This is a genomic window from Azoarcus sp. DN11, assembly GCF_003628555.1.
Classification (GTDB): Bacteria; Pseudomonadota; Gammaproteobacteria; order Burkholderiales; family Rhodocyclaceae; genus Aromatoleum.
In genome coordinates this window covers 4,245,434-4,268,167 of sequence record NZ_CP021731.1, presented here as the reverse complement: position 1 = coordinate 4,268,167, position 22,734 = coordinate 4,245,434, and the positions used below count along the sequence as shown (strand labels likewise).

Genomic DNA, 22,734 nt, shown 5'->3' with positions numbered 1-22,734 from the left:
AGAAAACCACCATGAACCGCAAGACCCTCTTTGCCCTGCTTGTTGCGCCGCTGGCGCTGCTCGCGGATCCCGCCAGCGCGGCGCTGCGCGTCTTTGCCTGCGAGCCCGAATGGGGCGCACTCGCCGAGGAACTCGGCGGCAACCTGGTCGAGGTGTCGGTCGCCACGACCGCGCTGCAGGACCCGCACCAGATCCAGGCCAAGCCCAGCCTGATCGCGCGTGCGCGCAATGCCGACCTCGTCGTGTGCACCGGCGCCGAGCTGGAGATCGGCTGGCTGCCGGTGCTGCTGCAGCAGTCGGGCAACGCCAGGGTGCAGTCTGGCCAGCCGGGCAATTTCGCGGCGGCCGACTACGTGCGCAAGCTCGACGTGCCCGGCCAGCTCGACCGCGCGCAGGGCGACGTGCACGCCGCCGGCAACCCCCACATCCAGACCGACCCGCGCAACATCGCCCTGGTCGCGACCGCGCTCGGCACACGCCTGCAACAGGTCGATCCGGCCCACGCGGCAGACTACGCCAAGCGCCAGGCCGACTTCGCGCAGCGCTGGCAGCAGGCGATGACGCGCTGGAGCGCACAGGCGGCGCCGCTCAAGGGCGCACCGGTGGTGTCGCAGCACAAGGCCTTCACCTACCTGTACGACTGGCTCGGCCTGAAGGAAGTCGCGGTGCTCGAACCCAAGCCCGGCGTGGAGCCGACGGCCTCGCACCTGCAGGGCGTGATGGCGACGCTGAAGGGCACGCCGGCGCGCATGGTGATCTACGCCGCGTACCAGGATTCGCGCCCTTCCGACTGGCTCACGACCAATGCCGGCGTGCCCGCGGTGAAGCTGCCCTTTACCGTGGGCGGCACCGACGGCGCGAAGGATCTCTTCGGCCTCTTCGACGACACCGTCGCCCGCCTGCTCGCCGCCGGAGGCAAGCGATGAACTGGGGCGCGCTCGACTGGGGCATCCTCGGGCCGGCGCTCGCCGCCGGGTTGCTGGTGCTCGCGACGCACGTGCCGCTCGGCACCCAGGTGCTCGACCGCGGCATCGTCTTCATCGACCTCGCGATCGCGCAGATCGCCGGACTGGGCGTGATCGCCGCCGACGCGCTGGGCATGCCGGAAGGCGGCGCCGCGGTGCAGGTCGCCGCGGTGACGGCGGCGCTCCTCGGCGCGCTGCTCCTCACGTGGACCGAGCGGCGCGCGCCGCGCCAGCAGGAGGCGCTGATCGGCGTGATGTTCATCCTCGCCGCCTGCGCCGGCATCCTGTTGCTCGCGGGCAACCCGCACGGCGGCGAGCACCTGAAGGACCTGCTCGTCGGGCAGATCCTGTGGGTTGGCACGTCGCAGCTCGCGTGGCTCGCCGCCGTGACGGCGCTGCTCGTCGTTGCGATGGCCCTGGGCTGGGTGCGGCGCCTCGGCCGCTTCGGCTTCTACGGCGCCTTTGCGCTCGCGGTCACGGCCTCGGTGCAGCTCGTGGGCGTGTACCTCGTGTTCTCGAGCCTGATCATCCCGGCGCTCGGCACGCGTGCGCATTACGGCCCGCGGCGCTACGTCATCGCCTACGCGCTCGGGGCGGCGGGCTACGCGCTCGGCCTCGCCTTGTCGGCGATCTTCGACCTGCCGTCGGGAGCGGTGATCGTGTGGACGCTCGCCGCCTGCTCGCTTGCGGGCGCGCTGGCCGCGCGTCCGGGCATGGAGCGCGCGCCTGGCGCTACTCCCAGCTGACCTGCGCGGAGAACAGGTAACCTGCGCCGTAGACGGTCTTGATCAGCCTGGGGCTGTGCGGATCGTCGCCGAGCTTGCGGCGCAGGCGCGAGATGCGCACGTCGATGCTGCGGTCGAAGGGATCGACGTCGCGCTCGCCGAGGAGCTGTTCGCGGCTGAGGATCTTGTTCGGGCGGTGCACCAGCGTCAGCAGCAGGCCGGCTTCGGCCGACGACAGGGCGGTTTCGCTGCCGTCGGCGTGCACCAACGAGTGGCGCCCGGCGTCGAAGCGCCAGTCGCCGAAGCAAGCGACGCTGCGCTCCGGCGGCGTCGTGTCGCCGGGCGCCTCGGGCGCGGCGGGGCGCATGTAGCGGCGCAGGATGGAGCGCACGCGCGCGACCAGTTCGCGCGGTTCGAAGGGCTTCACGATGTAGTCGTCGGCGCCCAGCTCAAGGCCCAGCACGCGGTCGGTGAGGTCGTTGCGACCGGTCAGGATGAGCACCGCGCAGGGGCTGCCGTCCTGCAGCTCGCGCACGACCTGCATGCCGTCCATGTCGGGCAGGCCGAGATCGACGATCACGAGGTCGGGCGAGGTTTCGCGTGCGCGCACGAGCAGGTCGCGCCCGGTGCGCAGGTGTTCGCTGCGGAAGCCGTAGCCGGACAGCGCGCTGCAGATGATGCGGGCGATGTCGGGCTCGTCTTCCAGCACGAGGATCAGCGGTGGCGAAGTCTCTTGGCCGGTCATCGGTCGGGGGCTTCCTCTCCCGGGGTGGGCGTCGTTGTGGTGTGTTCAAGCAGCGCCTCGATCGCGGCGGCGAGCGCGGCCTGGTCGAAGGGCTTGCGCAGCACGGGCACGTCGAGCTCGGCGGTGCCGGCGAGCGCGTTGTCGCTCGCGTAGCCGGTAATCATGAGGATGGGCATGTCCGGACGCAAGGCGCGCGTGCGCGTCGCGAGCTCGCGCCCGCCGATGCCGCCGGGCATGATGGTGTCGGTGACGAGGAGCGCGATGTCGGACACCGCCTCGAGCAGCAGCCAGGCTTCGACGCCGTCGGCCGCCTCGATCACCGTGTGGCCCAGCGCGGTGAGCTGCAGGCGGATGACGCGCCGCACCTCAGGCTCGTCCTCGACCAGCAGTACGGGGCCGGCCACGCGGCGGCCCGCGCCCGTCACCGCCACGGCCGTGTTCTGCTCGTCGGGTGTCACCAGGGCTTGCGCGCGCGGCAGCACGAAAGTGACGGTCGTGCCCTGGCCCGGCGTGCTGCGGATGCGGATGTTGCCGCCGGACTGGCGCACGAAGCCGTACACCATCGCCAGGCCCAGCCCGCTGCCGCGCCCGAAGGGCTTGGTGGTGAAGAAGGGCTCGAAGAGGCGTGGCAGCAGCTCCGGTGCGATGCCGCTGCCGGTGTCGGTGACGTCGATCTGCACGTAGTCGCCCGCCGGCAGTTCCACGAGCGCGGCGACGCCCTCGTCGATGCGGCGTTCGCCGATCGCGATCGTCAGGTCGCCGCCGTCGGGCATCGCGTCGCGCGCGTTGAGCGCGAGGTTCAGCAGCGCGTTCTCGAGCTGGTGCGCATCGACGAAGGCGTGCAGCGGTGCCGGCGGCGCCTGCGTGTGCAGGCGCACGTTCTCGGTGAGCGAGCGGGCGAGCAGTTGCGCCATGTCATGTACCAGCGCGCCGACCTCGACCGCACGCGGTTCCAGCGCCTGGCCGCGCGAGAAGGTCAACAGGCGCTTGATGAGCTCCGCCCCGCGGCGCGCGGCGCGCAGCGCCGGATCGAGGTGCTCGGCGAGCGCGCCGGGCGCGACCCGTGACTGCAGCGCCGCGAGGTTGCCGATGATGATCGTCAGCAGGTTGTTGAAGTCGTGCGCGAGCCCGCCGGTGAGCTGGCCCACCGCCTCCATCTTCTGCGCCTGGATCAGCGCGGCCTGGCTCGCCTTCTGCTCGGTGATGTCGGTCGACAGCACGAAATAGCCCAGCACCTCGCCCCGCGCCGACATCTCCGGCACGATCACGCTGCGCGCATGCGCCATGCGGCCGTTGGCGAGCTTGCGCGCGTACTCGTAGCTGACGCGTTCGCCGCGGTCGACGATCGCCAGCTGCTTCACGACGACCGGGTAGAGCTCGGCGCCGAACACGCTCGCGATGCTGCGCCCGACGATCTCCTCCTTCGTCAGTCCGAACCACTCCGCATAGCCGCGGTTCGCGAACTGGTACACCTCGTTGCGCCCGACGTAGGCGATCAACGCGGGGATCGAGTCGATGATGGTCTTGAGCTTCTCCTCGCTATGGCGCAGCGCGCCGGCGATCTGGTCGATCTCGGCGTTGGCGTGCGCGAGCCGCGCGTTGGCGTCCTCGAGCTCCTGCGTGCGTGCCCTCACGCGGGCTTCGAGCTCCAGATTCTGCTGGTGGATCACCTCCTGGGCGCGGCGCTGCTCGGTGATGTCGGTCCACAGCGAGACGAAGCCGAGGTTGGGAATCGGCACGCCGCGGATCGCGAGGATCTTGCCGTTCGGCCGTTCGCGCTCGGCATAGTGCGGCAGGAAGGCACGCGCGGCGGCGAGGCGTTCGGCGACGAGCCGGTCGACGTCGCCTTCGCCGTATTCGCCGCGCTCGGCGTTGAAGCGCGCGAACTCCTCGAACGGGGTGCCGACGCGCACCATGCTCTCGGGAAAATCGAGCAGGCGCAGCATCGCCTTGTTCCAGGTGACGAGCTTGGGCGTCGCATCGAACACCGCGATGGCCTGGTCGAGGAGGTCGAGGCCGGCGAGCAGCAGGTCGTAGCGCCGCAGCTCGTGCGAGGACATGCGTGGCGGCGGTTTGGCGCTCTCGGTCGGTGGCGGGTTACGGAGCATCGGGCGGGTCTCTCGGCGGCGTCTGTACCATTCTAGAGCAGGACATGGTGATAGGAAGCGGGCACGCCCGCGCGACAATCCCCTAGGGGCGGCGGTTGATCACGTGATGCTGGAGCTGCTGGCGGAAGCGTTCGGGCGACAGCCCCGTCCACGACACGCAGGCGCGGTAGAAGGCGGAGGTGTCGGCGTAGCCCAGTTCGGCCGCGATCGTGGCGACCGGCTGCTGCGTCTTGGTCAGGCGTGACAACGCGATGTCGCGCCGCAGCGCGTCCTTGATCGAGCGGAAGGTCGCGCCTTCATCGTCGAGACGGCGGTGCAGCGTGCGCGGCGAAAGATGCAGGCGCGCGGCGACGTCTTCCAGCGCGAGGTTTTCCGGCAACGCGTCGCGCAGCAGGTCGCGCACCCGCAGCACCATGTCGCGGTCACGCCGGTAAAGCATCGAGATCTTGCCCGGTGCGCCGTCAAGGAAGGCGCTCAGCGCCGCTTCGTCGCGCCGCACCGGCAAGTCGAGCAGGTTGTCGCGCAGGCGGGCGACCAGCGTGCCGGCGTCGAAGTAGGAATGCTCGGTGTAGACGAGCGCGTAGTCGTCGGCGTGCGCCGGACGCGGGTAGGGGAAATGCACCGAGTCCAGCGCGAGGCCGCGGCCGACCAGCCAGCACGACACCGCGTGGATCAGCCGCAGCAGCCATTCGAACGCGAACACGCGCGCGGGGTCGCCGCGCCAGTCGGTGAGGCGGCGCGTCTCGGAGATGCGCAGCTCGGCGCGCTCGTCGTCGGGGGCCTCCGCGCGGCGCACGCTCACCGCCATGTCGGGCAGGACGATGCGCAGGAAGCGCGCCGCACGGTCGAGGGCGTCGCCCAGCGTCGCCGCGCCGAGCATGCCGCGGCACAGGAACTCGAAGCTGCCGCGGCGCATCGGCTGTCCAAAGAGCGCGAAGCCCTCGTCGTCGAGCGCGCGCGTGATGTCGTTGTAGAGCCGCGCGTAGCGGTCGATCGGCACGCGCGTGGCGGGGTCTGCAAGCTCGATGCCCGCCGCGGCGAGGAAGGGGGCTGCGTCGCGGCCCTGGCGTGGCAGGCCCGCAAGCATGCCGGTCACGAAACCCATGGCCACGGTCGCGCGCTTCGGGCGAAGCGGCGCCGCATCGGCAGCGGAGGGCGGCAGAGGTACGGGCATGCGGACGTGTCCGGGGCGGGTGGATGAGCGATTGGCGGATTTTGCACGATTGTCGTCGGCACGCACAATGGAAATCGCCCCGTCCGCCTTCTACCATTAAGCCCACAACATGACCGAGCGCCGCCCGGGCGCCAACCAGAGGGAAGAAGGCATGACCAATCTCAGCGAAGCCAAGAAGCTCGTCGCCTACAAGCCGCAGCACAAGGTGCGTTTCGTCACCGCGGCGGCGCTCTTCGACGGCCACGACGCGTCGATCAACATCATGCGGCGGATTCTGCAATCGACCGGCTCCGAGGTCATCCACCTGGGCCACAACCGCTCGGTCGGCGAGATCGTCAACGCGGCGCTGCAGGAAGACGTGCAGGGCATCGCGATCACCAGCTACCAGGGCGGCCACGTCGAATTCTTCAAGTACATGATCGACCTGCTGAAAGCCAACGGCGGCGAGAACATCAAGGTTTTCGGCGGCGGCGGCGGCGTGATCGTCCCGTCCGAGATCAAGGAACTGCACGACTACGGCGTCACGCGCATCTACTCGCCCGAAGACGGCGCGATTATGGGCCTGCAGGGCATGATCAACGACCTCGTCGCGAAGTCGGACCAGGATCTGACCAGCGCGGCGCCGAAGTCTGCCGACGAAGTCTTCCGGCAGCTCACCGGCGGCGAGCGCAAGGCGCAGCTGCGCAACCTGTCGCGCATCATCACCGCGCTGGAAAACGGCGCCTACGGCGACGACGTCAGGAAGGCGCTCGTCGAAGCTGCCGCCAAGATCAAGACCCCGACGCTGGGCATCACCGGCACGGGCGGCGCGGGCAAGAGCTCGCTCACCGACGAGCTGGTGCGCCGCTTCCGCCTCGACCACAACGACAAGCTGCGCATCGGCATCGTCTCCATCGACCCGTCGAGGAAGCGCACCGGCGGCGCGCTGCTGGGCGACCGCATCCGCATGAACGCGATCGAGCACGAGAACATCTTCATGCGCTCGCTCGCGACGCGCGACACCGGCTCCGAGATCTCCGCCGCGCTGCCCGAAGTCATCGCCGCCGCCAAGCTCGCCGGCTTCGACCTCGTCATCGTCGAGACCTCCGGCATCGGCCAGGGCAACGCCGCGATCGTGCCCTTCGTCGACCTGTCGCTCTACGTGATGACCCCCGAGTTCGGCGCGGCGAGCCAGCTGGAGAAGATCGACATGCTCGACTTCGCCGACTTCGTCGCGATCAACAAGTTCGACCGCAAGGGCGCCGAGGACGCGCTACGCGATGTGCGCAAGCAGTACCAGCGCAACCGCGAGCTCTTCTCCACGCCCACCGACGACATGCCGGTGTTCGGCACGATGGCCGCCCGCTTCAACGACGACGGCATCACCGCGCTGTACCAGGCGATCTTCCCGCGCCTGGTCGAGAAGGGCCTCAAGGCCAAGCCCGGCAGCCTGCCCAAGGTCGCGACCAAGGCGTCGAGCCGCGGCCGCGCGATCGTGCCGGCCGAGCGCGTGCGCTATCTCGCCGAGATCGCCGACACCGTGCGCGACTACCACACGCACATCCAGCAGCAAGCCCGCGTCGCGCGCGAGCGTCAGTCGCTGAAGATCGCGAAGGCGCTGTTCGAGCAGTGCGGCAAGGACGCGGGTTCGTTTGCCGAGCTGATCGACTGGAAGGACGGCGAGCTCACGCCCACCGCGAAGAAGCTTCTCGACATGTGGCCGAAGACCAAGGAGCTCTACGCTGCCGACGAATACGTCGTGAAGATCCGCGACAAGGAGATCCGCACCAAGCTGACCTCCGATTCGCTGTCCGGCACCCGGATCCGCAAGGTGTCGCTGCCGAACTTCGACGACGAGGGCGAGACCCTCAAGTTCCTGATGAAGGAAAACGTCCCCGGCTCCTTCCCCTACACTGCCGGCGTGTTCGCGTTCAAGCGCGAAGGCGAGGACCCGACCCGCATGTTCGCGGGCGAAGGCGACGCCTTCCGCACCAACCGCCGCTTCAAGAAGGTCTCGGAAGGCATGCCCGCGCACCGCCTGTCGACCGCCTTCGACTCGGTGACGCTGTATGGCTGCGACCCCGACCTCAGGCCCGACATCTACGGCAAGATCGGCAACTCGGGCGTGTCGATCGCGACCCTCGACGACATGAAGGTGCTGTACGACGGCTTCGACCTGTGCGCGCCCTCGACCTCGGTGTCGATGACGATCAACGGCCCGGCGCCGATCATCCTCGCGTGCTTCTTCAACACCGCGATGGACCAGCAGGTCGCGAAATTCCGCGCCGACAACGGCCGCGAGCCGACCGAGACCGAGTTCCAGAAGATCAAGGAATGGACGCTGTCCTCGGTGCGCGGCACCGTGCAGGCCGACATCCTGAAGGAAGACCAGGGCCAGAACACCTGCATCTTCTCGACCGAGTTCGCGCTGAAGATGATGGGCGACATCCAGGAATACTTCGTCCATCACAAGGTGCAGAACTTCTACTCGGTGTCGATCTCCGGCTACCACATCGCCGAAGCCGGCGCGAACCCGATCTCGCAGCTCGCCTTCACGCTGTCGAACGGCTTCACCTACGTCGAGTCGTATCTGGCGCGCGGCATGCACATCGACGACTTCGCGCCCAACCTGTCCTTCTTCTTCTCCAACGGCATGGACCCGGAGTACTCGGTGATCGGCCGCGTCGCCCGCCGCATCTGGGCGGTGGCGATGAAGAACAAGTACGGCGCGAACGAGCGTTCACAAAAGTTGAAATATCACGTGCAGACCTCGGGCCGCTCGCTGCATGCGCAGGAGATGGACTTCAACGACATCCGCACGACGCTGCAGGCGCTGATCGCGATCTACGACAACTGCAACTCGCTGCACACCAACGCCTACGACGAGGCGATCACGACGCCGACGGAAGAAAGCGTGCGCCGCGCGATGGCGATCCAGCTGATCATCAACCGCGAATGGGGCCTGGCGAAGAACGAGAACCCCAACCAGGGCGCCTTCATCATCGACGAACTGACCGACCTCGTCGAGGAAGCGGTGCTGAAGGAGTTCGAGGCGATCGCGTCGCGCGGCGGCGTGCTTGGCGCGATGGAAACCGGCTACCAGCGCGGCAAGATCCAGGAGGAGTCGCTCTACTACGAGCACAAGAAGCACGACGGCTCCTACCCGATCATCGGCGTGAACACCTTCCTCAACCCCAAGGGCCAGGCGCAGCAGGAAATCGAGCTTGCCCGCTCGACCGAGGAAGAGAAGCAGGGCCAGCTCACGCGCCTCGCCGACTTCCACGCCCGTAACAAGAATGAAGCGTCGAAGTGGCAGGCGAAGCTGCGCCAGACCGTGATCGAGAACGGCAACGTGTTCGAGGTGCTGGTCGACGCGGTGCGCTACTGCTCGCTCGGCCAGATCACCAGCGCGCTGTACGAGGTGGGCGGGCAGTACCGGCGCAGCATGTAAGCGGTTTTCGTCCGCAAATCGATCGAAAAACGGCGCTTCGGCGCCGTTTTCTTTGCCTGTTACACCTGTCGAGGGGGAGTAAATGCACCAGAACTGGGCAAACGTTAAGGAAGTTTAAGAAAATCGTTGATCGAATGCCTGAATTTGGTGCATAAAGGCGGGCGAATCATTGTTGGCGTATTTCGCCGCACCATTTTGGGGAGTTTGATGAAATACCAGTCGCTCGAGAATTTTCTGGAACACGTCGCGGCGCGCAACCCGGGGCAGCCCGAATTCCTGCAGGCCGTCACCGAGGTGATCGAAAGCCTGTGGCCCTACATCGCGAGCCACCCGCGATACGCGGAACAGGGTCTGCTCGATCGCCTCGTCGAGCCCGAGCGGGTGATCATGTTCCGCGTCTCCTGGGTCGATGACCACGGCGACGTGCAGGTCAACCGCGGCTACCGCATCCAGCACAGCTCGGCGATCGGCCCCTACAAGGGCGGCATCCGCTTCCACCCGTCGGTGAACCTCTCCATCCTCAAGTTCCTCGCCTTCGAGCAGACCTTCAAGAACGCGCTCACCACACTGCCGATGGGCGGCGGCAAGGGCGGCTCCGACTTCGACCCGAAGGGCAAGAGCCCCGCCGAAGTCATGCGCTTCTGCCAGGCTTTCGTGAGCGAACTGTTCCGCCACGTCGGCTCCGACACCGACGTCCCCGCGGGGGACATCGGCGTGGGCGGCCGCGAAGTCGGCTTCATGGCCGGCATGATGAAGAAGCTGTCGAACCGCGCCGACTGCGTGTTCACCGGCAAGGGTCTCGCCTTCGGCGGTTCGCTGATTCGCCCCGAGGCGACCGGCTACGGCACGGTGTATTTCGCCGAGGAGATGCTCAAGCAGAAAGGCCTGTCCTTCGACGGCCTGCGCGTGAGCGTGTCCGGCTCGGGCAACGTCGCGCAGTACGCGGTCGAGAAGGCGATGGCGCTCGGCGCGAAGGTCGTCACGGTGTCCGACTCGAGCGGCACGGTGATCGACGAGGACGGGTTCACCGCCGAGAAGCTCGCCGAGCTGATGGAAGTGAAGAACCACCTCTACGGCCGCGTCAGCGACTACGCGCAGCGCGTGAAGGCGAACTTCCAGGCGGGCGTGTCGCCGTGGCACGTGCCGGTGGACGTGGCGCTGCCCTGCGCGACGCAGAACGAGCTCGACGGCGCCGATGCGCAGAAGCTCGTCGCCGCGGGCGTCAAGTGCGTCGCCGAAGGCGCGAACATGCCCTCGACTGCCGATGCGGTGCGCGTGTTCGAACAGGCGGGCGTGCTGTATGCGCCGGGCAAGGCCAGCAACGCCGGCGGCGTCGCGACCTCGGGCCTCGAGATGAGCCAGAACGCGATGCGCCTGTCGTGGCCGCGCGAGGAGGTCGATGCGCGCCTGTACGGCATCATGCACAGCATCCATGACGCCTGCGTGGAGCACGGCCGCCGCCCGGACGGCACGATCAGCTACGTGGATGGGGCGAACGTCGCCGGTTTCGTCAAGGTCGCCGACGCGATGCTGGCGCAGGGCGTGATCTGACGCACCTGCCGGGCCGGGGACGTTTCGCGCCCCGGCCCGGTGTCCACGGGTTTCAGTGCAGGACGCCGGCGCTGGCGCCGTCGGGTGCCGGATGGCTCCACGGCGATTGCGCTTCCCATTCGTCGAACTGCGCGGTCGGGATCGGACGGCCGACGAAGTGCCCCTGCGCGGTGTCGCAGCCGAGCTCCTGCAGGTGATCCCACAGCGCCTCGCTCTCCACGCCTTCGGCGACCACGCCCAGCCCCAGGTTGTGCCCCAGTTCGACGGTCGAATGCACGATGACCTCCGAGCCGGCATTCGTCAGCATGCTGGCGACGAAGGAGTGGTCGATCTTCAGGGAGTCGACCGGCAGCTTCTGCAGGTAGCTCAGGCTGGAGTAACCGATGCCGAAGTCGTCGATGTAGAGCTCGACGCCGAGATCCTTGAGCTGGCCGAGCGTCTCCAGCGCGCCGGCCGGGTCCTCCATCAGCGCGCTCTCCGTGAGCTCGAACTGCATCAGCTCCGGCGGCAGCGCCCAGGTCGCGAACAGCCCGCTGATGCGGTCGATGAGGCGCGGATCACGCAGGTCCTGCGCCGACAGGTTCACCGACAGCGGCCGCCGGATGCCGCGCTCAAACCATGCATAGGACTGGCGGAAGGCGGCTTCCAGCACCCAGCGTGTGAGCGGCATGATGAGGCCCGCCCGCTCGGCGAGCGCGATGAATTCGCCCGTCGCGATCATGCCGTGCTGCGGATGCTGCCAGCGCACCAGCGCCTCGGCACCGCAGATCTCGCCGCTGCGGATCGCCACCTTGGGCTGGCAGTAGAGCAGCAGCTCGTTCTGGTCGATCGCGCTGCGCAGCTCGCTCATCAGCGCCAGCCGTTGGGTGCTCTCGCGGTCCTCGGTGCCCTTGTACAGCGTGTATTTGCACGCTGTCCTGCGCGCCTGCACGGCCGCGATCTTGGCGCGCCGCAGCAGGGTTTCCGGCGTGTTGCCGTGCCCCGGAAACAGCGAGATGCCGATGTAGGCATGCGGGTCCATCGCCAGGCCGGCGAAGTTGACCGGATCGCGCGCCTCGCGCATCGCGTTGTGCGCGACGCGCGTCGCGGCTTCGGCGCTCGCGCGCGGCATGATGATGGCGAATTCGTCCTCTCCGACGCGCGCGACCGCCTTGTTCGGGCCGGCGATGTGCAGCAGGCGTTTGGCCATCTCGACGATCAGGTGGTCGCCCTCCAGGTAGCCGAGCGTGTCGCTGATCTCCTGGAAGCGCCCCACCTTCATCAGCAGCACCGCCATGGACTGGTTTTCCTGCTGCGCCTGGGCGATCTCTTCGGCGAGCCGCGCGTTCAGCGAGCCGCGGTTGGGCAGGTCGGTCAGGGCGTCGAAATAGGCCATGTGGCGGATCGTCTCCTCCGCCTCGCGACGCTGTTCGCGCATGCGCAGCGTGGCGATGCCAAAGGCGAGGTCGTCCGCCATCTCGGCGAGCAGACTGCATTCACACTCGTCGAATGCGTCCGCTTCGGCGGCGAAGATCGTCAGGTTGCCGATCGCCTCGCGCTCGATGATCAGCGGGAAGGCCGCGATCGAGGCATAGCCGCGCCTGAGCGTCTCGGCGAGCGGGACGGGGAGCTGGGTTCCCAGGAGCTTGGTCGTGTCCTGGACCACGACCGGCTTGCCGCCGCGGATCGCCTGCGCCGTGGGGCCGCGCGACCCCTCGGATTCCCCTTCTGCCCAGGTGAAGCGGCCGAGTTCGAGAAAGCCCTCGTCGAAACCGAGGTGAGCCATTGGCCGGATGGTCCGCGCCTCGTCGTTCTGCGCGTAGCCCACCCATGCCATGCGGTAACCGCCGAGTTCGACGATGACCCGGCACATCTCCTGCAGCAGCGTCTGTTCGTCCTGTGCCCGCAGCAGCGTGCGGTTGCCTGCGCTCAGGGTGCGCAGGGCGCGTTCGGCATAGCTCATGCCGCTCTCCTCGGCGTTCTATTCCCCGATGCTTTCCGTCGGTTCTTGTGCTGGCCGTGCCGGAGACGCGGTTTCGCGCCATCGGCATTTCATCCTAGTGCCCATGACGCGGTGGCGCAACGTTCAGGACGCGGTCGAGCGCGCCTTCAGTGCGCCGATCACGACCGGCAGCAGCGACAGCACGATGATGCCGACGATCACCAGCGTGAGGTTCTGCTTGATCCACGGCATGTTGCCGAACCAGTAGCCGGCGAGCGTCAGCGATACCACCCAGGCGAGCGCCCCGACGACGTTGAAGAGCGTGAAGCGCGCGTAACCCATGCTGCCGATGCCCGCGACGAAGGGGGCGAAGGTGCGGAACAGCGGCAGGAAGCGCGAGATCACCAGCGTCTTGCCGCCGTGTTTCTCGTAGAAGAGGTGTGTCTTCATCAGCGCCGCCTTGTTGAAGAGGCGCGAGTTCTCCCAATGGAAGACCCGGGGGCCGAAATAGCGCCCGATCGAGTAATTCACGGTGTTGCCGATCGCCGCCGCTGCCGTCAGCGTGAGGATCAGCAGCGAGAGGTCCATGTTGCCCAGCGCCGCCAGCGCGCCGGCGATGAAGAGCAGCGAGTCGCCCGGCAGGAAGGGGGTCACCACGAACCCGGTCTCGCTGAAGATCACTGCAAACAGGATCGCGTAGATCCAGATGCCGTAGGCGGCGACCAGCGCTTCGAGGTGCTTGTCGAGGTGCAGGACGATGTCGAACAGCGGGGCGAGAAATTCCATGGGCGGGCGCAGGGACGGGAAAATGCGGATTCTACCCGACGCCTGCACCGCTGCCCGGATTGCAGGGGGGAGTGCACGTGCGAAGAGCGTAACCGCGCATTGCGGTAACTGCGCATTGCGGCCGCCGCTTGGCGCAGGAAACGATACGATGAAATGATCTTTTCAACTTGCCGCGCAAGGCGTGCCCTTCTATATTGCGCGGCGCAATGGCGTACCCGGACCCATCGCGCCTGGCGGGCCGCGCCGATCTTCTCGCGGGAATTGCCGAATGACAGCCCTGTTGCGCAAATTCTGGTTCGAGCCGCCCGTGCGCGCGGTGCTGCTGCTGACCGCCCTGATGCTGTCGGTGCTTGCCGGCGGCACCGCCTTCCTGGTGTACGACATGCGCCAGCGCGAACTCGAATACGCGCGCAGCGAGATCTCCACCCTGAGCCGCATCCTCTCCGAGCAGACGGCCCGCACGCTGGACGGCGTCACGATGGCCCTGCGCGGCGCCCAGGACCGGCTGTCCGACGGGATCGGCCAGCAGTTGCAACTCGACAGCTTTCCCGTCATGGCGCTGCTCAAGGCGCGCGCCGAGGGACTCCCGCAGTTCTCGTCGATGTTCGTCCTCGACGCCAACGGCGTCGTCATGAACTCGACCCTGCTCGGCACGCGGCCCGGCTTCAGCGAAGCCGACCGCGACTACTTCACGACGCTCGCGCACCGGGACGAGGGCATCATCGTGAGCCAGCTCTACCGCCGCAGGTTCGATGGCGAATGGACCTTCTACCTCGCCGCGCGGCTCGTCGACGGCAGCGGCAACTTCCGCGGCGTCGTCGTGGCTGCGATCGTCGTCAACTATTTCGAGTCCTTCTACCGCCGGCTCGACCTGCGCTTCGGCAAGCAGATCCAGCTGATCAACGCGCGCGGCAATCTCGTCGCGAGTTTTCCGAGCGACACGGACCGGGTCGACCAGCCGGTGAAGGGGGTGCCGACCTTCCCGGAGCGATCCGCCGATGCGACGGGCACAACGGTCGTCACCGAAACCGTCGACGGCGAGAATCGCTTCGTCGCCTATCACCCTGTCCCGCGCTACCCGTTCCTGATCGGCGTCGTGGTCGGCCAGGATTCGGCGCTGGTGTCCTGGCCGGGGACGGCGCGCCCCATCGTGTTCGGCGCAGGCTTCGTCGCGGTGCTGCTGCTGGCCGCTTCCTGCGGGGTGCTGTGGAGCATGCGCCGGCGCGAGTTGCTGGCGAGAGCCCTGGAGGACAGCGAAGAGCGCCTGCGGGGGATGGTCGAATCGGTGATGGACGCGATCGTCACGATCGACGAGGACCTGTCCGTCGTGCTGTTCAACCGCGCGGCCGAGCACATGTTCGGCGTCCAGTCCGGCGACGCGCTCGGCAAACCCTTCGACCGGCTGCTGGCGGGAGACTCGCGCAGCGCGTACCACGCCATCGTCGGCCGGCGGCGCAATTCCGGCGAGCCCCATGTCCGTCGTGGCCGCGCCGAGCTGACGGCCCGCCACGCCAACGGGCGCGAATTCCCCGCCGACGCCACTTTTTCGTCCACCGAGATGCGGGGGCAGCGCTTCCTCACCGTGGTGCTGCGCGATCTCACCGAGCGCAAGCGCATCGAAACCCACCTGCGCGAAACCAACCGCCAGCTGCAGGAGCTGTCCACGGCGCTGCAGCGGGTGCGCGAGGAAGAGCGCGCCGGCATCGCGCGCGAGATGCACGACGAGCTCGGGCAGCGGCTCACCGCGATCAAGCTCGAGCTCTCCTGGCTCGGCGGCCGCCTGCCGGGCGAGCGCGCCGACCTGCAGGACAAGGTGGGCGTCATCAAGGAGCAGCTCAACCAGACGATCGCCTCGGTGCGGCGCATCACCTACGAGCTGCGCCCGTTGATCCTCGACGATCTCGGCCTGCGCGCAGCGATCTCGTGGCTCACGGACGATTTCTCCAAGCGCACCGGCATCGAGCTGGCGCTCGATCTGGACGACGACGAACCCGAGCGGGGCAGCACCGAGGCGACGACGCTGTTCCGCGTGTTGCAAGAGTCGCTCACCAATGTCACGAAGTACGCGCGGGCGAGTACCGTATGGGTTTCGTGCCGCCGCGACGGCGGCGACTGGCGCCTGACGGTGCGTGACGACGGCATCGGCTTCGTGCTCGACGCGGCGAACCAGGCGGGGTTCGGCCTGCTCGGCATGCGCGAACGCATCCGCCTGGTGCAGGGCACGTTCGCGATCCATTCCACGCCCGGCGACGGCACGGCGATAGATGCCACCGTCCCGGCCGGGCAATGAGGGAAGCAAGATGGAAAAACTCAGGGTATTGCTCGCCGACGACCATACGATCATCCGTGACGGCCTGAAGCAGATCCTCGCCGATACCGACGACCTCGCGGTGTGCGGCGAGGCGGCCAACGGCAACGAGGCGCTCCTGCTCGTGCGCGAACAGGACTGGGACGTCGTCGTGCTCGACATCTCGATGCCCGGCCGCAGCGGACTCGACCTCATCCGCCTGATCCACGACGAGAAGCCCAAGCTCCCGATCCTGATCCTGAGCATGCATCACGAGGAGCAGTATGCGGTGCGCGCGCTCCACGCCGGAGCCGCCGGCTATCTCACCAAGGAGAGCGACGCCGACCTGCTCGTGCACGCGATCCGCCGCGTCGCGCGCGGCGGCGTGTATGTCAGCGCCACCGTTGCCGAACTGATGGCGCGCGGCCTGATGCCGGCCGCCGCGAACGAGCTGCCGCACACCGCGCTGTCGGACCGCGAATTCCAGATCTTCCACCGGCTCGTGCTGGGGCAGGGGCTCACCGACATCGCCAACGAGCTCTCGCTCAGCGTCAAGACCATCAGCACGCACAAGACGCGCATCCTGCAGAAGATGGCGATGACGAACACCTCCGAGCTGATCCGCTACGCGGTCGCGCACCACCTCGTGAAGTCGACCGACGTGTAAGCGCGCGGGCCGCGGCACCTCCCTTCTCCTCCCCCTCCGGGTTCGCGGAGGCGAACCTCCGCGCCCGCGCGAATATGCCGCTGGCGATCCCGTTTGTTGCGCCTCGCGCGGTTGAATGGCATATTCCGGTGGTTTTTACGGCTGGCATCGGCGGGGGGGGGCTGTGTAGGAAGTTTCCTACACGCAAATTAAACCCCGTCCGATATGTGGTTTTGCGCGAATTCATGAAAATTTCGTCACGTCGAGCTGCGCCGTTCGCGTGGCCGAACGACGAAATTTCAGCTTCAACAGGAGAGCCCAAATGCCATTCCGTCTCAACCGCGTGTCGCTGCTCGTGGCCGCCACCGCCGCGATCCTCGTCTCCTCGCCGTCCTGGGCCGTCGATGCCGACGCCGCCAAGGCGCTCGCGAAGGAGAACGACTGCTTCAAGTGCCACGCCGTCGACAAGACCAAGAAAGGCCCCTCGTACAAGAAGGTCGCCGAGAAGTACCGCGGCAAGGAGGCCGAGGCCTTCGAGAAGATCCGCAAGAACATCACGACCGGCCCGAAGGTGAAACTCGAGGACGGTACCGAAGAGGATCACAAGATCATCAACACGAAGGACGAAGCCCAACTCAAGAACCTGATGCAGTGGATCCTTTCGCAGTAAGCAGTATGTCCTGAATCGCGCCGCCCGGCCGGCGGCGCGGAAAATGAAGTTCGAGCCAAGGGGGTAACATGAAAAAAATGCGAAGCTTGCTTGCAGTGCTGGCCTGTATCGGCGGCATCTGCGCAGGGGCGGTATACGCCGCAGATGCGCCGAAAGAGGCGCCCAAGGACATCGTGCTCAAGGGTGATGCCAAGTGCACATCCTGTCACGACGAGGCGGACGCTCCCGGCGTGCTGCACATCGGCAAGACGAAACACGGCACGCGTGCCGACGGCCGCGCGCCGACCTGTACCAACTGTCACGGCGACAGCGACAAGCACGTCAATTACAAGGGCAGCGACAAGCCGCCCAAGCCCGACCGCACCTTCACCAAGAATACCGCGACCCCTGCGTCCGAGCGCAATGCGGCCTGTCTGACGTGCCACGAGACCGATTCCAAGCGCCACCTGTGGACCGGCAGCACGCACGAACGGGCCGACGTCGCCTGCAGCGCCTGTCACCAGACGCACACGGCCGATGACAAGGTCCGCGACAAGCGCACCCAGCCCGAAGTCTGCTTCGCCTGCCACAAGGAGCAGCGCGCGCAGATCAACCGTCCGTCGCATCACCCGATCGCGGAAGGCAAGATGGCCTGCTCGGATTGCCACAATCCGCACGGCTCGACGGGTCCGAAACTGCTCGTGAAGAACAGCACCAACGCGACCTGCTACACCTGCCACGCGGAAAAGCGCGGTCCCTTCGTGCATAACCACGCACCCGTCACCGAAGACTGCGCCAACTGCCACAACCCGCACGGCACCGTCGCCGACTCGATGCTCAAGGTCCGTCCGCCCTTCCTGTGCCAGCAGTGTCATGACCCGGCCAACCACCTCGGTACCGTTCCCGGTGTCGCGGCCAACACGAACACCAGCGCGGCTGGCGGCGTGAATGGCTTGAACTCGGTGGGTGTCACTCAGGGACGCGCCTGTTTGAACTGCCACACGGAGATCCACGGCAGCAACAGCCCGGCGAATGCCTCCAAGGCAATGCGCTTCTGGCGTTAAGAGTCAGGGAGAAGGAAAAATGCACAACAATCGTGTTTTCAAGCCGACAGTGATCGCAGTCGCGATCGGGCTCGCCTTCCCTGCTACGGCAGCGCTGGCCGACGAAGTCCAGGAACTGATCAGTCCGAACGTGACCGAGGTCGGGGCCAGTCTGCTGAACGTGGACAAGATCAACCCGCTCTATCGCCAATACACCGGCCTCAATTCCGAGGGTGTCAACGGCAGCGTGGACCTCAATGTCGTCCAGCGTTCGGACGCGGGGCGCTGGTTCCGGGTGGAAGGGCGCGACCTCGGGTTGCGCACGCAGGAGTTCAAAGCCTCGGCCGAGCAGCAGGGTGACTGGTCGGTGGGGATCGGTTACAACCAGATTCCGCGTTTCGCACCGTTCACGGTGATCACCCCGGTCGACGGCGTCGGCAGCAATACGCTGGTGATGCCGGCGGCCTTCCCGGGCGCGACCTCGCCGGTGCGCACGATCGGCAACGAAGAAACCCTGATGACCGAGCGCAAGGGCACCACCCTGACGGCGCGCAAGTTCATCAGCGACAACCTGCAGGTGAACTTCAGCTTCAAGCACGAAGACAAGCAGGGTGTGCGCATGTCCGGCGCGAACGGCGCATCGGGCAAGGGCGTCAACGGGGCTACCGTCAGCGGGGCGCTCGGCACGCAGATCTTCGCCCCCGAACCGATCGATTCGACGCACCAGCAGGTCGAGGCGTCCATCGACTACGCGACCAAGCAGTTCTACCTGTCGGGCAGCTATTACGGCAGCTTCTTCGAGAACAACGCAGGCAACGCCCTGTTCGTGACCTCGCCCAACGTCAACAACCGCACGGCGATGAGCCCGCTGTCGTTGGCGCCGGACAATCACGCGCACGAGTTCCAGCTCGCGGGCGGCTACAACTTCTCGAGCGACACGCAGCTGAAGGCCTCCGTCGGCAAGACCCTCGCGTATCAGAACAACAGCTTCATCCCGGCCTCGCTGATCGCGGTCGAGCAGGGGGCTCCCGGCAGCGCGTTCCGCCCGGGGGTGCTGACGAAGCGTTCGGATCTCGGTGGCAAGGTCGAAACGACGAACGCGTTCGCGTCCTTCACGTCGCGCCTCACGCGGGATCTCAGCGTGCTGGCCTCGTGGGCGTACGAATTCCGCGACGACAAGACGCCGGAAGATATCTATCTGATCGACTACAACCACGGCGGTGCGCAGGTGACCAACAATCCCCTGTCGCAGAAGACCCAGCGCGGCAAGCTGGAGGCGAGCTATCGCCTGCCCATGGGCTTCAAGCTGACCGGTGGTTACGACTATGACGTCCGGAAGTACGATGGCATGGACGAGTTGTTCCGCGACAAGACGACGGAGGGCACCTTCCGGCTCGACCTGCGCAAGTCGCTCGGCGAGACGCTGAACGGCAGCGTCACCGTGTCGCACAGCGATCGTGACGGCTCGAAGTGGGGAAGTACGCCGAGTCCTCGATTCGTCAACTCTCCAGCGGAACTCGCTCGAGTGGGGGGATCGATTGGCGAGCACTGGACGGCGCCGACGCAGTTCTCCGACCGCGAGCGCGACAAGGTCAGGCTGCTGCTCGACTGGCTGCCGACGAACGCCCTGTCGGTGCAGTTCTCGTACGAATACGCGAACGACGACTTCTCGACACGCGTCGACAAAATCGGTCTGAACAAGGGCAAGTTCGAACTGTTCTCCCTCGATGGCAGCTATCGTCTGAGCGAACGGTGGAAGGCGAACATGTGGTATTCGCATGGCAAGAACGAGATCGAGCAGCATTCGCTGCAGAGCACGTTCGGTTCGCTGTGCAATGGATCCTCGGTCCGGAATACCTGCGTGCCCTGGGGCGCACAGCTGAACCTGAATTCCGACGCCATCGGTGCGGGATTCGACGGGCAGCTGACGTCCGCGCTGTCGGTCGGCGGGCAGTACCTCTACAGCCACGACGTCAACGAGTACGACATCTCCGTGGCCAACCTGGGGGTACGTTCGCCGCTGCCGGGGGCGACGTCGCCGGTGCTGGCGGGTGCGGGCATCCTGCCCGACACGAAGTACCAGCAGAACACGCTGCGTCTGTTCGCCAGGTACGCGTTCAACAAGTCCACCGCAATGCGTCTGGATTATGTGTGGGACAAGCGCGAGTTCGACGACTTCACATGGCAGAGCTGGCGGTTCTCGGATGGCACGCGGGTCTTCCAGAAGCCTGAGCAGACCACGCAGCTCATCGGCGTGACCGTATCGCACAGGTTCTGATTCAAGGCAGCGACGACCGGGCCGGAGACGGCCCGGTGCAGTCCGGCGACCGGGCGTCGCCGGACCAGGGGGGAGGCATGGGCGCATCTGACGCATCGCGTCAGCCAGTTTGCGCGCAACGTGTCGGCCCCCTTTTTTTCATGGCGCGAGGCCGCGCCAAGCATGGGAGCATTTACAAGTGAAGATACGCAACATGCGAGGTCTGCTGGCAGCAGCCGCGTCTGTAGCGCTGCTGTGGCCATTGTCGGGTCTGGCTGCGGGCGAGGGTGCAGCGCCGGCCAAGCTCGACAATGCCACCTGTCTGAACTGCCACCAGAGCGGCAAGCCCGCGATCCAGATCGAGGATGCCGAGGGCGAAAAGATCAAGCTGGCGCCCGTCGATCCCGCCAAGGTGGCGAAGGGCGTGCATGCGAAGCTCGATTGCGTCGCCTGCCACACCGACATCGTCGACGCGAAGGAGAAGCACGCAAAGGCGCCGAATGCGGTCAAGCCCGACTGTGCCGCCTGCCACGAGAAGCTGTGGGACGAGGCGAAGAAGAACAACCAGGCGGCGAGCAAGGAGCGCCTGGGCATCGTCGTGGAGAACATCGCCGCGTACAAGCAATCCTTCCACGCGCGGCCGGATACCGATCATCCGGATCGGCCCAAGGCGTACTGCAACCAGTGCCACGCGACCCACGATTTCGCGGTGCCCCCGGCCGGGACGCCCGAGCGCGAAAAGTGGCGCATGACGATCCCGGAAACCTGCGGTGCCGCCTGCCACGAGGATCAGCTCGATGACTTCACGAACTCCGTGCATGGCGCGCTGATCGCGAAAGGCGACCCGAAGGGCGCGGTATGTACCGACTGCCACACGACGCACGAAATCCGCAACTCGTCGTCGGAGGCGTTCAAGCTGAAGAACGTGCTCGCGTGCGGCGACTGCCACAAGGAAGAGTTGCACAGCTACCGCGACACCTACCACGGGCAGGTGAATCGCCTCGGCTTCGTCTACACCGCCAAGTGCGCGGACTGCCACGGCAGCCACGGCATCAGGAAGGGCGACGATCCGAAGTCGCGCGTGCACCCGGACAATCGCCTGAAGACCTGCCAGAAGTGCCATGACGACAAGAAGCCGGGCATGGTGAAGGCGACGGCGGGCTTCGTGACTTTCGGGCCGCACGCCAACACGCACGACTTCGAGAAGTACCCGAAGATGTGGATTGCCGGCAAGTTCATGACGGCCCTGCTGATCGGCGTGTTCGCCTTCTTCTGGCTGCACAGCGGTCTGTGGTACTACCGCGAATGGCAGGAGCGCAAGGAGCGCAAGACTGTGCCGCACGTGCGTACCGGCGAACTGGGAGTGAACAAGGACAAGCACTTCGTCCGTTTCGCCTGGGGCTGGCGCCTCGCGCACCTTGTGTTCGCGCTCGTGACGATGACCCTGGTGCTGACCGGCACGACGGTGTTGTTCGCTCATGCCGCGTGGGCACCCAAGGTCGCAGCGCTGCTCGGCGGGCCGAAGGTGATGGGGATCATCCACCGCACCGCGGCGTCGCTCTTCGTCGGCATCTTCATGATCCACTTCGTGTACGTGATGTCGCGATTGCTGCGCAACCGCAAGTTCCGCTGGTTCGGGCCGGATTCGCTGATCCCGAACTGGAAGGACTTCGCCGACTGCTGGGGCATGTTCAAGTGGTTCGTCGGAAAGGGGCCGAGGCCGCAGTTCGACCGCTGGACCTACTTCGAGAAGTTCGACTACTGGGCGGTGTTCTGGGGTGTGAACATCATCGGCTGGAGCGGCCTGATGCTGGCCTTCCCGCACGTCACGGCGAGCTTCCTGCCGGGCTGGGTGTTCAACGTCGGCACGCTGGTGCATGGCGAGGAAGCCTTCCTGGCGGCGGTGTTCCTCTTCACGGTGCACTTCTTCAACAACCACTTCCGTCCCGACAAGCTGCCGCCGCCGGACGTGGTGATGTTCACCGGCACGCAGTCGCTGGAAGAGTTCCGCCGCGAGCACCCGGCGCAGTACCAGCGCCTCGTCGAGTCGGGCGAGCTGGAGAAGTACCTGGTCGATGCGCCGTCGCGCCAGCTGCACGCCGGCTCGGTGGTCCTCGGCCTCACGCTGATCACCGTCGGCCTCGTGCTGCTGGTGCTGGTGGTGACGGGTTTCCTCAGCTGATCGCAGTCTGAGGGCATGACGGAAAAGGGGAGGGCGACCTCCCCTTTTTTTCGTCCACGGCCCGGCGCGGGGGGTGTCACGACCGGTCGTTACGATTCACTACATTTCACAAACAGTTGCGCAAACATGGCTTGCGAGACTGCACGCACACAAAAGCGCGAGCGGCACCCACGATGCTGCCGCCGACGCTGCGGCGCACACGATCGCGCCGGACCCCGAGCCTGATAACGACAAGACCGGCCGGGTGGAGACGCAGGATAAAACC

General features: G+C 66.6%; 15 protein-coding genes. 10 read left to right on the top strand and 5 right to left on the bottom strand.

From position 1 onward, the window contains the following. Positions 1 to 11 precede the first annotated feature (11 nt). Positions 12 to 926 (top strand): metal ABC transporter substrate-binding protein, encoded by a 915-nt coding sequence (locus CDA09_RS19840; RefSeq protein WP_164844444.1) that lies wholly within the window; start codon positions 12 to 14, stop codon positions 924 to 926. After that, positions 923 to 1,711 carry a metal ABC transporter permease gene (locus CDA09_RS19835; protein WP_121430217.1) on the top strand — a complete coding sequence of 263 codons (789 nt, stop codon included), beginning with the start codon at positions 923 to 925 and terminating at the stop codon, positions 1,709 to 1,711. The genes CDA09_RS19840 and CDA09_RS19835 overlap by 4 nt, the downstream gene beginning before the upstream one ends. On the opposite strand, the gene CDA09_RS19830 is transcribed toward CDA09_RS19835, so the two are convergent. The 3 genes from CDA09_RS19830 to CDA09_RS19820 form a co-directional block, all read right to left on the bottom strand. Then, positions 1,698 to 2,435 (bottom strand): response regulator transcription factor, encoded by a 738-nt coding sequence (locus tag CDA09_RS19830; RefSeq protein ID WP_121430216.1) that lies wholly within the window; start codon positions 2,433 to 2,435, stop codon positions 1,698 to 1,700. The two genes, CDA09_RS19835 and CDA09_RS19830, sit on opposite strands and share 14 nt — an antisense overlap. Next, the gene (locus tag CDA09_RS19825) at positions 2,432 to 4,543 is read right to left on the bottom strand and encodes a PAS-domain containing protein (RefSeq protein WP_502697077.1); all 2,112 of its coding nucleotides are present in this window, start codon (positions 4,541 to 4,543) and stop codon (positions 2,432 to 2,434) included. The genes CDA09_RS19830 and CDA09_RS19825 overlap by 4 nt, the downstream gene beginning before the upstream one ends. A gap of 82 nt (positions 4,544 to 4,625) precedes the next feature. Beyond that, positions 4,626 to 5,717, bottom strand: a complete 1,092-nt coding sequence (locus tag CDA09_RS19820) for an AraC family transcriptional regulator (protein ID WP_121430214.1) — start codon at positions 5,715 to 5,717, stop codon at positions 4,626 to 4,628. 151 nt (positions 5,718 to 5,868) lie between these two features. On the opposite strand from CDA09_RS19820, the gene icmF reads away from it, so the two are divergent. Then, complete coding sequence (gene icmF / locus CDA09_RS19815) at positions 5,869 to 9,147, top strand: fused isobutyryl-CoA mutase/GTPase IcmF (protein ID WP_121430952.1); 3,279 nt, start codon at positions 5,869 to 5,871, stop codon at positions 9,145 to 9,147. A gap of 207 nt (positions 9,148 to 9,354) precedes the next feature. Next, on the top strand, positions 9,355 to 10,698 hold the full coding sequence (gdhA, locus tag CDA09_RS19810) for an NADP-specific glutamate dehydrogenase (protein WP_121430213.1): 1,344 nt from the start codon (positions 9,355 to 9,357) through the stop codon (positions 10,696 to 10,698). A gap of 52 nt (positions 10,699 to 10,750) precedes the next feature. Here gdhA and CDA09_RS19805 read toward each other — a convergent pair whose 3' ends face one another. Continuing rightward, positions 10,751 to 12,640 carry a putative bifunctional diguanylate cyclase/phosphodiesterase gene (locus CDA09_RS19805; protein WP_121430212.1) on the bottom strand — a complete coding sequence of 630 codons (1,890 nt, stop codon included), beginning with the start codon at positions 12,638 to 12,640 and terminating at the stop codon, positions 10,751 to 10,753. Positions 12,641 to 12,763: 123 nt separating this feature from the next. Then, complete coding sequence (locus CDA09_RS19800; RefSeq protein ID WP_121430211.1) at positions 12,764 to 13,405, bottom strand: DedA family protein; 642 nt, start codon at positions 13,403 to 13,405, stop codon at positions 12,764 to 12,766. A 268-nt stretch (positions 13,406 to 13,673) separates the two neighbouring features. Here CDA09_RS19800 and CDA09_RS19795 point away from each other — a divergent pair, with 268 nt between their 5' ends. The 6 genes from CDA09_RS19795 to CDA09_RS19770 all read left to right on the top strand — a co-directional run bounded on the left by CDA09_RS19795 (position 13,674) and on the right by CDA09_RS19770 (position 22,469). Continuing rightward, positions 13,674 to 15,695 carry a PAS domain S-box protein gene (locus CDA09_RS19795; protein WP_121430210.1) on the top strand — a complete coding sequence of 674 codons (2,022 nt, stop codon included), beginning with the start codon at positions 13,674 to 13,676 and terminating at the stop codon, positions 15,693 to 15,695. 10 nt (positions 15,696 to 15,705) lie between these two features. Continuing rightward, positions 15,706 to 16,359, top strand: a complete 654-nt coding sequence (locus CDA09_RS19790; RefSeq protein ID WP_121430209.1) for a response regulator — start codon at positions 15,706 to 15,708, stop codon at positions 16,357 to 16,359. 301 nt (positions 16,360 to 16,660) lie between these two features. Continuing rightward, positions 16,661 to 17,008 carry a c-type cytochrome gene (locus tag CDA09_RS19785; RefSeq protein WP_121430208.1) on the top strand — a complete coding sequence of 116 codons (348 nt, stop codon included), beginning with the start codon at positions 16,661 to 16,663 and terminating at the stop codon, positions 17,006 to 17,008. 77 nt (positions 17,009 to 17,085) lie between these two features. Then, entirely contained in the window at positions 17,086 to 18,051 is a 966-nt protein-coding gene (locus tag CDA09_RS19780; protein ID WP_121430951.1) for a DmsE family decaheme c-type cytochrome, read from the top strand. 19 nt (positions 18,052 to 18,070) lie between these two features. Continuing rightward, a complete protein-coding gene (locus CDA09_RS19775; protein ID WP_121430207.1) occupies positions 18,071 to 20,308 on the top strand; it encodes an MtrB/PioB family decaheme-associated outer membrane protein in 2,238 nt (745 codons plus the stop codon). A 178-nt stretch (positions 20,309 to 20,486) separates the two neighbouring features. Continuing rightward, positions 20,487 to 22,469: a cytochrome C gene (locus tag CDA09_RS19770; protein WP_121430206.1), complete on the top strand. Its 1,983-nt coding sequence runs from the start codon at positions 20,487 to 20,489 to the stop codon at positions 22,467 to 22,469. The last annotated feature ends 265 nt before the right edge of the window (positions 22,470 to 22,734 follow it).

Bases quoted from the DNA above. Each gene is read 5' to 3' on its own strand.
- CDA09_RS19840 (WP_164844444.1), top strand. From the start codon at position 12: ATGAACCGCAAGACCCTCTTTGCCCTGCTTGTTGCGCCGCTGGCGCTG.
- CDA09_RS19835 (WP_121430217.1), top strand. From the start codon at position 923: ATGAACTGGGGCGCGCTCGACTGGGGCATCCTCGGGCCGGCGCTCGCC.
- CDA09_RS19780 (WP_121430951.1), top strand. From the start codon at position 17,086: ATGCGAAGCTTGCTTGCAGTGCTGGCCTGTATCGGCGGCATCTGCGCA.
- CDA09_RS19825 (WP_502697077.1), bottom strand. From the start codon at position 4,543: ATGCTCCGTAACCCGCCACCGACCGAGAGCGCCAAACCGCCGCCACGC.
- CDA09_RS19795 (WP_121430210.1), top strand. From the start codon at position 13,674: ATGACAGCCCTGTTGCGCAAATTCTGGTTCGAGCCGCCCGTGCGCGCG.
- CDA09_RS19775 (WP_121430207.1), top strand. From the start codon at position 18,071: ATGCACAACAATCGTGTTTTCAAGCCGACAGTGATCGCAGTCGCGATC.
- CDA09_RS19800 (WP_121430211.1), bottom strand. From the start codon at position 13,405: ATGGAATTTCTCGCCCCGCTGTTCGACATCGTCCTGCACCTCGACAAG.
- CDA09_RS19785 (WP_121430208.1), top strand. From the start codon at position 16,661: ATGCCATTCCGTCTCAACCGCGTGTCGCTGCTCGTGGCCGCCACCGCC.
- CDA09_RS19790 (WP_121430209.1), top strand. From the start codon at position 15,706: ATGGAAAAACTCAGGGTATTGCTCGCCGACGACCATACGATCATCCGT.
- gdhA (WP_121430213.1), top strand. From the start codon at position 9,355: ATGAAATACCAGTCGCTCGAGAATTTTCTGGAACACGTCGCGGCGCGC.
- CDA09_RS19820 (WP_121430214.1), bottom strand. From the start codon at position 5,717: ATGCCCGTACCTCTGCCGCCCTCCGCTGCCGATGCGGCGCCGCTTCGC.
- CDA09_RS19805 (WP_121430212.1), bottom strand. From the start codon at position 12,640: ATGAGCTATGCCGAACGCGCCCTGCGCACCCTGAGCGCAGGCAACCGC.
- icmF (WP_121430952.1), top strand. From the start codon at position 5,869: ATGACCAATCTCAGCGAAGCCAAGAAGCTCGTCGCCTACAAGCCGCAG.
- CDA09_RS19830 (WP_121430216.1), bottom strand. From the start codon at position 2,435: ATGACCGGCCAAGAGACTTCGCCACCGCTGATCCTCGTGCTGGAAGAC.